Origin of the sequence: Candidatus Seongchinamella marina (genome assembly GCF_026262685.1) — a bacterium.
In the GTDB taxonomy this organism is placed as follows: Bacteria; Pseudomonadota; Gammaproteobacteria; order Pseudomonadales; family Halieaceae; genus Halioglobus; species Halioglobus marinus.
Window position 1 is genome coordinate 127,597 of record NZ_SHNP01000008.1, and the last position, 10,044, is coordinate 137,640.

The 10,044-nt window shown below is 48.5% G+C and carries 10 protein-coding genes; 3 read left to right on the plus strand and 7 right to left on the minus strand.

All coding sequences use genetic code 11. The features are described from left to right. Positions 1-162 precede the first annotated feature (162 nt). A complete protein-coding gene (locus EYC87_RS18230; protein ID WP_279254154.1) occupies positions 163-1,038 on the plus strand; it encodes a haloalkane dehalogenase in 876 nt (291 codons plus the stop codon). A 355-nt stretch (positions 1,039-1,393) separates the two neighbouring features. On the opposite strand, the gene EYC87_RS18235 is transcribed toward EYC87_RS18230, so the two are convergent. From EYC87_RS18235 to EYC87_RS18245, 3 genes are read right to left on the minus strand one after another with little or no spacing between them, the layout of a single operon-like run. Further along, a complete protein-coding gene (locus tag EYC87_RS18235; protein WP_279254155.1) occupies positions 1,394-1,804 on the minus strand; it encodes a DoxX family protein in 411 nt (136 codons plus the stop codon). A 42-nt stretch (positions 1,805-1,846) separates the two neighbouring features. Next, on the minus strand, positions 1,847-2,266 hold the full coding sequence (locus EYC87_RS18240; protein ID WP_279254156.1) for a DUF6691 family protein: 420 nt from the start codon (positions 2,264-2,266) through the stop codon (positions 1,847-1,849). 1 nt (position 2,267) lies between these two features. Continuing rightward, positions 2,268-2,690, minus strand: a complete 423-nt coding sequence (locus EYC87_RS18245; protein WP_279254157.1) for a YeeE/YedE family protein — start codon at positions 2,688-2,690, stop codon at positions 2,268-2,270. Positions 2,691-2,865: 175 nt separating this feature from the next. On the opposite strand from EYC87_RS18245, the gene EYC87_RS18250 reads away from it, so the two are divergent. Next, positions 2,866-3,195 (plus strand): ArsR/SmtB family transcription factor, encoded by a 330-nt coding sequence (locus EYC87_RS18250; protein ID WP_279254158.1) that lies wholly within the window; start codon positions 2,866-2,868, stop codon positions 3,193-3,195. Positions 3,196-3,202: 7 nt separating this feature from the next. Here the strand turns inward: EYC87_RS18250 and EYC87_RS18255 are convergent, their stop codons facing one another. The 4 genes from EYC87_RS18255 to EYC87_RS18270 are packed head-to-tail and all read right to left on the minus strand — an operon-like array spanning position 3,203 to position 7,780. Continuing rightward, on the minus strand, positions 3,203-3,427 hold the full coding sequence (locus tag EYC87_RS18255; protein WP_279254159.1) for a DUF2970 domain-containing protein: 225 nt from the start codon (positions 3,425-3,427) through the stop codon (positions 3,203-3,205). A 59-nt stretch (positions 3,428-3,486) separates the two neighbouring features. After that, complete coding sequence (locus tag EYC87_RS18260; protein ID WP_279254160.1) at positions 3,487-5,199, minus strand: SulP family inorganic anion transporter; 1,713 nt, start codon at positions 5,197-5,199, stop codon at positions 3,487-3,489. Next, positions 5,199-6,878 carry a bifunctional protein tyrosine phosphatase family protein/NAD(P)/FAD-dependent oxidoreductase gene (locus EYC87_RS18265; protein WP_279254161.1) on the minus strand — a complete coding sequence of 560 codons (1,680 nt, stop codon included), beginning with the start codon at positions 6,876-6,878 and terminating at the stop codon, positions 5,199-5,201. The genes EYC87_RS18260 and EYC87_RS18265 overlap by 1 nt, the downstream gene beginning before the upstream one ends. Before the next feature lie 35 nt (positions 6,879-6,913). Then, on the minus strand, positions 6,914-7,780 hold the full coding sequence (locus EYC87_RS18270; RefSeq protein WP_279254162.1) for an MBL fold metallo-hydrolase: 867 nt from the start codon (positions 7,778-7,780) through the stop codon (positions 6,914-6,916). 220 nt (positions 7,781-8,000) lie between these two features. Between EYC87_RS18270 and EYC87_RS18275 the strand changes: the two genes are divergently transcribed. After that, a complete protein-coding gene (locus tag EYC87_RS18275; RefSeq protein ID WP_279254163.1) occupies positions 8,001-9,341 on the plus strand; it encodes a sigma-54 interaction domain-containing protein in 1,341 nt (446 codons plus the stop codon). Positions 9,342-10,044 lie beyond the last annotated feature (703 nt).

Below are 10,044 nucleotides of genomic sequence, written 5' to 3' on the forward strand. Positions count from 1 at the left end.
TTCGGTGGTCCCGCCAACATCGAGGAATTTACTCAGTTGCAGCGGACGAGCGTGACTGAAAATCCGGTTATCTATCCATTCTAAACAGAATACAGTTCAGCCTGATTCCCAGTTACATAAATGGACATGAGTTTTAAGGCAAACACGATACAGAGAACAAAAATGAATACAGTCTTTCCTTACAAGAAAAAGTTTAAAACCATCCAGGGTCTTGAGATGGCCTATATTGATGAAGGCAGTGGTGACCCTATTGTGTTTTTGCATGGGAACCCCACCTCGTCTTACTTATGGCGAAATATTATGCCGTATTTTGAAGGGCAGGGGCGGGTTATCGCACCCGACCTTATTGGTATGGGGGATTCTGAAAAGCTTCCGGATAGTGGTGTTGGTCGATATACCTTTGTTGAGCATCGCGAGTACCTTTTTGCGTTGTTTGATGAGCTAGGTATTGATAAAAATGTAACCTTGGTAATTCATGATTGGGGGTCAGCGCTTGGATTTCATTGGGCGCACACTCATCATGAGGTGGTAAAAGCTATTGCCTTTATGGAAGCAATCATTACGCCTATACCGAAATGGGAGCTATTCCCGGCAGATGCTGTTCCATTTTTTCAGGGCTTTCGCTCGGAAGCCGGCGAAAAAATGATTTTGGAAGATAATATGTTTGTAGAAAAGATTCTGCCGGCGATGGTGCTCAGAACTTTATCCAGTGAAGAAATGGACGTTTATCGTAAACCGTTTCTGCACGCTGGCGAGGATCGCCGACCGACTTTGACATTTCCACGGGAATTACCAATCGAAGGAGAGCCAAAACAGGTAGTCGATACAGTTTCAGCATACGCGGATTGGTTGTCTGAGACACAGATACCGAAGTTTTTTGTCAACGCAGAGCCCGGCACGTTATCTGGCCAATCACGCAGCTTTATTCGAACGTTGCCCAATTTGACTGAGATAACGGTACAGGGTTACCACTTTATTCAAGAAGATGCGCCTGACGAAATTGGAGAAAGGATTTCGGAATGGCTAGCCAAACTTTAGGTCAAATATATAAGCGAGATAAGGGGTTTTCCGCAAGCTGACGCATTTTTCTGTTCAACTATACTTTCCCGGACAGAATTCCCATTCTTGGGTCCTTGGCAATATAGGGAGAAAAAGCACACTTTGACCTCTAACATGCTGATATGACCGAATATAAACTTCGAGTTTTAGTATTGCCTTACTACCTGCACTGTCATAATTTTCCTAAACGTAAATACATCGTCGTTTGCGGACGGTGGGGTAAACGATTATTCCCGCGCGCCTATTTGCGTGCGGCCCTTTGAGACCGCTTCCTATTCTAAATCCAGGAATAGCTAGCGTTACAATAACTTAGCGTGTCTTATAAAAGAGGGCTCTAGTGGGAATACTTACTAAGGCTGCACCATCCGCCGCCTCGAACCATAAAATGTACGAGACCACCGAGTATCGCGACGTTTTTGAACAGCGGGCCTGTATGGTCTGGCGCAATGTGAATGACAAAAGTAATCGGAATTAGCGTTAAAAATAGTGCAAGCGCGCTCAGGCGAGTAAACAATCCCAGCATTAGCCCGACACCCGCGATACAGAACACAATTCCGCTGAGATAGAGGAAAAAAGAAGGTTGCCCTAGGGAACTGACAAGGTCGAACCACGGTGAAGTTTCGACACGTTGCAACATCATTTCATGGCGCCCGAAGTGCCCGAGTCCACCGATGATAAAGATCAAGCTCAAAGAGACGCGGAAGATGGGGTCAGAGAACTTTTCGTAAGCCCTAAAGTCGATCATGATTGTTATAACTCCGGAAACAGTGTGTTGCAATTGTTGTGTTTAGCGGCTGTGCCGATCAATCAAATTGACTGACCCTGCTCCGGCGAGCATTGCCGCCACGAAAAGTAATGGCTGTAGTGATCCAGTCGTCAGTGCCGCTATAGCAGGTCCGGGACAGTAGCCCACAAGACCCCACCCAATGCCAAACAGTGCTGCACCAACAATGAGACGAGTATCCAAGTCTGATCGAGTAGGCCTACTGAACACTTCTCCAAACCAGGGTTGATCCATTTTTTTCGAGAGTGTAAAACCTAAAGCCGATACGCTCACTGCAGCCGCGAGTACTAGTGCAAGAGAAGGATCCCAATCACCCGTGATGTTGAGAAAAGAAATGACCTTGTCGGGATTGATCATCTGAGAAATCGCTTGTCCGAGGCCGAACAGGACACCGGAAAGTGTCGCCATCAAATTCAAAGGCATGTCAGGCTCCCGTCAGTTGTGTCGTGAACCAGACGGTGGCTACCCCTGTCGTCAGGAACACCGCCGTTGCCACTAACGAGCGCCTAGAGAGGCGGCCAATTCCGCAAACACCATGACCGCTTGTGCATCCATTCCCTAGCCGTGTGCCGAAGCCGACCACGAAACCAGCAATTAACAAAAGCGGTAATTCTCTTTGTGGCATTTCGAATGGCAGGCCGAAGTACATAACATGAGCTCCAGCTCCCGCGATCAACCCAGTTAAGAAGTACCAGCGCCAAGCAGTGTCATTCCGGCCACTGCTCGATAGGCCAAAAGCGATACCGCTGATTCCAGCGAGACGCCCATTCGCGATCAGCAATAGCGTAGTCGATAGGCCTATAAGCAAGCCACCCAATAGAGCGCTGGCAGGCGTGAAGTTGTCCATATGAGTCCTTCTCCCAGGGTTTTCCTTTAGATTTGCTGTCCGCATGTACCGAGAGAAGTTTGGAAATCGTCTCTTAAGATGGACATAAGGTTATAGTCACGTTATATATTAGTCAATTCTAATTTAGAGTTATCTAATATATAATTCCACACCGATACGATGTACAGGTAGAATTGTGGCTACTAGGAAAAGTGAAGTGACTGTGATGAACCTTGAAGAAATGGCTGAGCATGCTGATGAAGCTATTCAACTACTTAAAGCCCTATCTAACCGCAGTCGACTGATGGTGTTGTGCATACTTTCTGACGGTGAACTGTCAGTCGGTGAACTACTTGAACGGGTACCACTGAGCCAGTCAGCCCTATCTCAGCACCTAGCTGTGTTGCGACGCGACGAGCTTGTAGCCACGCGCCGTGAAGCCCAGACAGTGTTCTACTCTCTCCAGGATGAAAATGCCGCTCGAGTCGTTTCGTTGCTTCATGAGATGTACTGCGAGCCGACGTAGAGTACTGTTAAGTGGCATTCGTCAGTATGGTGTTGACCAACATAATCATCCCTACGACGAAGATGATGGTAAATAGTATCCCTGAAATTACAAAATGTAGCGGATTTCCTTTGGCGAAATCGCGCTTTCTGTTCTGCGATGTCTGAACGCCGAATGCACTTGCCAATATGCTGAGCATCACCTGTATAAATGTTAGCTGCTCTTTCTTCGTATTGTTGTCCGTATGCGGCACGTGTTTCTCCTGAGTCATTTTAGGTTGTAGTTTTTCAGTTTCAATTTTGTCTTTATCGATTAAATGAGCTTCCTGACCTCTTTGTACGCTTCATAGTGCGTTAGAAATACGTTTCCTGAAATTTGAGAAAGAAATCCTGCTCGTTTCAGTGTGTCCATCACCGGTCCCTTGATCTCAGAGAAATGAAGCTGGACGCCTTGTTCTGCAAGTTGTGCGTTAATTCCTTCCAGAACCTCCAGTGCGCTAGCATCTATTTCGTTTAATGCGCTGCACAAGAGTATGACGTGCGCAATTCTGTCTTTTTGGAAAACAGCATCGTATATACGACTTTCGAGGTGATGTGCGTTCGCAAAAAACAAGCTCTCATCCATGCGCAAAGAAAGTATTTCAGGCGTTGTCAGTGTGAGATGCCTTCTAATATTGCGAAAGTGCTCTGTGCCCTCTATCAGACCAACTTCCGCGATATGTGGCATAGATGTTCTAGCCAAGTGAAGAGCAACAGAGACCAGTACACCGCAGGCTACGCCGGTCTCCACGCCAAAGAGGAGCGTGACAACGATCGTTATTAATACCGCCGCAAAGTCACTCTTTGAAAATTGCCATGTTCTTTTAAGGATAGAAAAATCGACCAATGAAAGCACAGCAACAATAATGGTTGCGGCAAGTGTGGCTTTGGGAAGGTAGTGAAGAGAAGGAGTGAGAAAAATGGATACCAAGGCGATACCAGTCGCGCAGAATACGCTCGCCAATTGTGTAGATGCACCGGCATCGAAATTGACGACCGATCTGGAAAAACCGCCGGTAACTGGAAATGCTCCGGAAATAGCAGACGCTACATTGGCTGCGCCCAAACCGACTAACTCCTGGTTGACATCGATGCGCTGACGACGCTTTGCGGCTAGCGTCTTACCCACAGAAACAGACTCAATATATCCGATGATAGAAATCATAATGGCTGGTAGATACAGTTGCTCTACCAGGTCGAAGGTGAGGGTGGGAAATTGAAATGTGGGGAGCCCCGATGGAACTGATCCAACGACAGCCACACCCTTTGTATCCAAATCCAATAATACGGTTATCGCGATTGTGATTAGGACGCCGACGATGGGTGATGCTTTCGCAATCAGTTGCGCGCGGTGGTGCGAAATATGGAAGCGAGCCAGGAATGCGGCTGCGCTGGTTCGAGACCAAATCAAAAATGCCAGTACGAAAACACTGATTACAATTGTGTAGCCATTAGAGTGTTCCCATCCCGCAACCAGAGTTTGTCCCATCTCAAATAGAGTTTGGCCGTGCACGTCTACGCCCAGCGCATGTTTTAGCTGGCTAAAGGCGATGAGCATGCCTGAGGCGGTAATAAAACCAGACACGACGGGATGCGACAGAAGATTTGCCAGTACGCCCAAGCGAAGCAATCCCAGTAGTAGGAGGAATAGACCAGAAAGAAGCGCCAGTATTATCGCTCCAGCCAAATACTCTGCGGTTCCTTGCTGCGCAAAATTGGCAAGTGCCGATGCGGTCATAAGGGATGCTACCGCGACTGGGCCTACGGCGAGCGTTCGACTGGTTCCGAAAAGTGCATAGACGATGAGCGGGAGAATGCTGGCGTATAAGCCAACTTCCGCAGGCAATCCGGCGAGCAACGAATATGCCAAAGACTGGGGAATGAGCATTATCGTAACGATAAGGGCTGCCAAAAGATCGGCAGAGAGAGTCTCCCGGTTGTAACCACGTGTTGTTCGCAGTATTGGAAATACTTTCTCGAGTTGCATTAGTCGAGGCGACTTAACTTTTCTGGGGCCACCATCCATTCACGACCTTTTAACATACCGTGCCAGTAGATACTCGGTAACAGTGTGGCTTTGAGAAACCAGGCTCGCTTGGTTGCTGTCGTTCCATTGTTTACCCAAGAGGGAAAGGATGGCAGCAGCTTTCCACCGTAGCCAAACTCTGCAAGGACAATTTTTCCGCGCTCAACCGTGAGTGGACATGACCCATAACCATCGTAGCCGGTCGTCGGAGCCTGGCCATCAATAACGTTGCACACATTTTCTGCGACGACCGGAGCCTGCTTACGGGCAGCAGCCATGGTCTTGGCATTGGGCGTATTAATTACGTCACCCAGTCCCCAGACGTTGGGATACTTTTTATGTTGAAGCGTGTGCTGATCAACGTCGAGCCACCCGGAATCATCTGCCAAAGGGCTGCTGCGTATGAAATCTGGTGCTATCTGAGGTGGACACACATGTAGCATGTCGAAATCGGTTTCAACCGACTGCTCTTCGCCAGCTTCATTTTTGGTTTTGAACCAAGCGCGTTGCTTCTCACCGTCTACTTTTGTGAGGGTATGATTGAAACGCAGCTGAGCATTGTATTTCTCGATGTAACTCATCAGAGCGGGAACATAGGTTTCAACACCAAACAGAGCCCCTCCCGCATTGAAGAAGTCTATTGATATGTCCTTCAGCGAGCCTTGCCGAAACCAATGGTCTGCCGATAGATAGAGAGCTTTTTGAGGTGCTCCGGCACATTTTATTGGCATCGGCGGCTGTGTGAAAACAGCCTTACCCCTTTTCAGTGCCTGCACGAGTTGCCAAGTATAGGGCGCAAGGTCGTATCGGTAATTCGAGGTAACACCGTTGCTACCCAATGATTCGCTTAATCCTTCTATCGCTGTCCAATCTAACTTTAGTCCAGGCGAAACGATGAGCTGCCCGTAGTGAATACAGCTTCCGTCTTCCAGCTCGAGCTTCTGCTCCTGGGGATGAAAAACTGCGGCGGGTTTTTGAATCCACGTCACTTGGCGGGGCATGAGTTTTTGTGTGGAGCGGCGTGTGTCTTCGGCGCGAAAGACGCCGCCTCCCACCATTGTCCAGCCCGGTTGATAGAAGTGTTCTTGGGAGGCGTCCACAATGGCGATGCGCAAATCAGGCTTACGCTTTAACAAGCTTGATGCGACGGCGATACCCCCGCTTCCGGCACCGACGATTACAACCTCGTGGTAGTCTCTTCCTAGAGGGTCCGTCTGCTCTTTGTTGGGTTCCGTAGCGATGCCCAGCACATCCGATACTTCGAAGCCCGCGCTCTGCGCTGCTTCGAGCAATTCGGTATCAGCGGTTCCTAGCTGCTGGAGACAGGACGCCCAGAGCATGGTGGACCGATTCCCCGTTCGACAGTAAGCGTGGACCTTCTTTCCCGATTTAAGCGAGGCGATAAACTGCGAGCGATGGGTGTCGTTCAGCTCGCCGTTGCGAAAGGGAATGTGCAGCATCTCAATGCTTAGTGATTTAGCGGCCTCTTCCAGACTCGCGAAGGTTTCTTGGTGGTCCGATTCACCGTCTGGGCGGTTGCAGATGAGTATTTCCACACCTTGCTTGGCAATCTCGGTCAAGTCATCAACGGAAATTTGATCGGAAATCGATACTTGGTTATCCAGTGTTTTTATGTGCATTGTGAAACTCCGAGTGGTGAATCTGAATTCAGTGCTTAATTGTCGAACGCGTTGATGGGTATCTTTAGATACACTTTTTGGTTGTCCTCAGGTTCAGGAAAGTGCCCGGCTCGCATGTTCACCTGCAAGGAAGGGAAAATGAGTTTTGGCATGTTGAGTGTGCGGTCACGCGCTTCACGCATATTGACGAAGCTGTCCTCAGTGACACTTTGGTTCACATGAATGTTCCGTTCCCGCTGGGCAGCGACAGTCGATTGAAACTCCACTTCTCGTCCACCCGGTGCGTAATCGTGGCACATGAACAACCGCGTTGTGTCGGGCAAATTCAAAATGATCTGAACCGATTGATAGAGTTGGCGGGCGTCGCCACCGGGAAAATCTGCTCTGGCGGTTCCACCGTCAGGCATAAACAGTGTATCTCCGATGAATGCCGCATCATCCATCACATGAACCATACAAGCGGGTGTGTGCCCGGGGGTATGAATGGCGCGGCACTGTAGATTACCAATGCCATAGCTTTCGCCATCGGTAAAGAGGTGATCAAACTGTGAACCGTTGCGTTGAAATTCGCTTCCTTCGTTAAAAATTTTCCCGAAAGCTTCCTGAACCGAATGAATATGTTCACCGATGGCGAGCTTTCCGCCGACCGCAGCCTGAATGTAGGGCGCCGCCGAGAGGTGGTCTGCATGTACGTGGGTTTCGATGAGCCACTGGGTCCGTAATTGATGACGCTCGATGTATCCAATGATGTCATCGGCGCCTGCATAGCTCACCGCTCCAGAGGAATGATCAAAATTCAAAACTGAATCGATGACTGCACACGCGTCGGTCTCAGGGTCTTTGACCACATACGAGAAGGTGTTGGTTGATTCATCGAAGAAGGTGGCAACCTCTGGGTTCATTGATGGCGTTCCTAGTTGAAGGTTCTGACACGGCGTAAGTCGGGCTTTGTGGAATACATTACAAATATCGTGCCAATCGACAATATAATGACCTATATCATTGTTTTAAAAAGTAATTTCTTCTATCTGCCGTTTTAACAGCCATGAATTTCACTTGACTTGCCCACCTGCGTACGCCATATATGGCATTTAGGGTGTCAAATATGACAGAGGAGAAACCGTGGTCATCGCAACCGATCGTTACGCATTGACGCCAGCACTGGCGCGGATGCTGGAAGGTTATGACTGTCCAGCGATCCTGGTTTCGGCCGAATACGTCATCTTGGCGACGAATAAACGCTATCAGGACACGTTCGGGGAAGTTAAAGTGGCTAGTGCCCCGCATTGCTATGCCGTTTCTCATGGGTACTCCGTGCCGTGTGACCAAGCTGGCGAAGATTGTCCGCTGAGCGCGGCAAAACAATCTGGTCACAAAGAGAGAGTGCTGCATATTCATCAGACGCCTCGAGGGAAAGAGCACGTCGATGTCGAAATGCTGCCTATAAACGATGATGATGGCGAGCTGCTGTTCTTTGTTGAATTACTGAAACCTGTTCCTCTTGCGAGCGGCACCGTTGGCGATGTGGAGATGGCGGGGAGTAGTGACGCATTCAATCGAATGTTAGGGAAAATCTCTCGTGTAGGATCCTCCGATGCCGCAGTGCTGCTACTGGGTGAATCAGGGACAGGCAAAGAACTTGCTGCGAGAGCCATCCACATGTCCAGCAAACGAAAATCCAAAGCGTTGGTCACGTTGGAGTGTGCCGGACTGACGGACTCACTGTTTGAGAGTGAGCTGTTCGGACACGTCAAAGGTGCGTTTACCGGCGCGAATTACAATACGGCGGGGCTAGTGTCGTTAGCCGACGGCGGTACTTTGTTTTTGGACGAGATCGGCGATGTACCCTTGTCGATGCAAATAAAGCTCTTACGCCTTCTTGAAAGCGGTACGTTTAGGGCGGTTGGGAGTGCCGAAGTGCGCTCCTCTGACTTCAGATTGATATGTGCTACCCACAAAAATTTATCGGTTATGGTTGAAGAAGGAACCTTCCGTAGAGATTTGTTCTATCGTATCAACGTGTTTCCAATCCGTACCCCGTCTTTGGCACAACGAATGGAGGACATCCCAATACTTGCATCCACTTTGCTTGAAAAGATGAGTAAAGAGAGGAAGTTTCATCTCACTGAATCAGCAGTTCAAAAACTGACCGAGCACTCATTCAAAGGGAACATACGAGAACTGCGGAACTTACTCAAACGAGCCACGGTGTTGGCAGATACCAATCTCATCGATAAAGATCTGATTATTGAATGTTTTGCTGAAGATTCCATACAACCGACACAAGCAACGGAAGAAAAGAGTATTCGTCTCTCTGCGGGAAAGCATGTCGATCTCAAGGCCGCAGAAACAAATTATCTCAATGAACTGATGGCCGAGTATCCGCAAGACAAAAAAAAGGTCGCGAAAATCGCAGGTATTAGCGTGAGATCGCTGTACCGCAAGCTGGAGTTGAATCCGTAACGGTTTTTACTAGTGTGTCGCCAATACGTTCAGTGCCGAGTTAAAGAATTGGAGCTACATCGCTGTAACAATGTAAAACCAGCTTGCTGCAGCGGTGGCTACGGGAACAAACATCATCACAACCATACTTTTTACAGAAATCATTTTCAGAACCTCAACGTATTGGCGCGTTATTGAAATGTGCAGACTCAAAATTTACGGTCTGTGCTTTAGCAATGCACATCGCGTGCCAGCTACCTGCGAAGTATTTAACTCGTTGTTTTTAAAGGGAGCAGCTCTGCTCCAATCTACACCTCGCTTCGTTTTCGTACCTTTAAAGGAACTAAAATATGTCACTTATGACAAACGTATGTGACATAAATGGCAGAGTCCAAAGCAGCACACTTATCTGCATAACCTACAGAATTTACTCAAAAACCTTCACCGGTTTCTTTTTCCCGGAATAGTGTCGTTCACGCTGATCACTTTCAATGTAACGATCAGTCGTGGCCATCGTCGCATGACCGGCATCGTCACGGACGTGCTCTCGAGGGCGTGTTCGAACATCTTCGGATATTCCGGTGTGACGCAGCCAGTGAAGTATAAGCAGGATTAACGCTATCTTTTCGGTCAATCCATTATAAGCAACGTTCCACTGGCAACCACTTATCGCGGACCAGGCTGTTAACTATTAGTATAAATGCACTAAGTGGGCCATAAAATG